Below are 1,290 nucleotides of genomic sequence, written 5' to 3' on the forward strand. Positions count from 1 at the left end.
CCGGGTTGTACAATGGAGGCAAAAGGCTTTAGAGATAAAATAGATGATTTTTCTTTCCTCGACACAGTGATAATTGGTATATCAAAAGATAGTGTTAGATGTCACACTATCTTCAAAGCAAAATATTCTCTGCCGTTTTCTTTAGTTTCTGATGAGAATGCTGAAATGTTGGGAAAATATGGTGTTTGGGTAGAGAAAAGTATGTTTGGCAAAAAGTATATGGGAATAGAACGCACTACTTTTTTAATAGATAAAAAAGGTAAAATAGTGAAGATCTGGAAAAATGTAAAAGTTAGTGGACATGTTGATGAGGTTCTGGAAGAAGTAAAGAGAATATAAACTAAAGAATAGGTTAATGGCTACCCGTTGCTACATAAAAAAGCTGAAATTACATAATTTTCGTAGCCACTCAAACTTTGAACTGGATTCAGATGATAGCTCAGTTGTAATAACTGGCAAGAACGGTGTTGGTAAAACTAATATACTTGAAGCAATCTCGTTGCTTGCTAAAAGCAATGGAATGAAAAAAGCAAAAGCCAGTGAGATACAAAATAGATTCAGTAATGAAGATTGGGTAGTGCACTGTGATTTTTTTAATGGAATGGATTTTAATTCAATTGGTATCGCAAAGAGTTTTGATAAGAAACTAATATAAATTGATGGAAAAACGCAATCGAGTTATTCATCTTTGTATAAGATATCCAATGTAATATGGCTGATTCCACAAATGGACTATGTTCTTCTTAATTCTCCAAGTGACAGATTAAAATTTTTAGACCGTATAGTCTCACTGTTTGAGGAAAATTACACTTGCTGCTACATGAAACACAGAAAAGCTAAACGTGAGCGAAGTAAACTGTTAAGAGAGAACACCTTGGACGAAAATTGGCTCTCTAGTCTTGAAAACATAATGGCCGTTAATGCAGTTAGTATTTTACGTATGCGATCGTCTGTTTTAAAGACACTACAAGACACAATTGATAACCATTCCAGTGAGTTTTTTCCGAAGGCAAGTTTGAAATTCAGCAGCCAGCTAACTTTGGACGATACTGCAGAATATTTTCAGAATCGTCTAAAGGAAAACAGAGAAAAAGATTCATTGACTGGTAGAGTAACCTTTGGTGTGCATAACGATAATTTTCGGGTTTTTGTCAAAAAAGAAACGTACCAATAAATCTGTGCTCCACTGGAGAACAAAAGTTATTACTGCTTTCTATTATTTTATCCAGTGTAAAAGCAAGGTGTATTCATTACAATAAGGCACCACTTCTTCTACTTGATGATACAATG

Annotated in this window: 1 protein-coding gene and 1 pseudogene; both read left to right on the top strand. The window is 34.2% G+C overall.

Going from position 1 to position 1,290, the window contains the following annotated elements:
* On the top strand, positions 1-339 hold a 339-nt coding region (locus tag WGMM_RS04540; RefSeq protein WP_038250726.1), incomplete at its 5' end, for a peroxiredoxin.
* A gap of 16 nt (positions 340-355) precedes the next feature.
* Positions 356-1,290 (top strand): annotated as a pseudogene (recF, locus tag WGMM_RS07255) (DNA replication/repair protein RecF); the annotation flags it as partial.

Source organism: Wolbachia endosymbiont of Glossina morsitans morsitans, from assembly GCF_000689175.1.
In the GTDB taxonomy this organism is placed as follows: Bacteria; Pseudomonadota; Alphaproteobacteria; order Rickettsiales; family Anaplasmataceae; genus Wolbachia; species Wolbachia pipientis.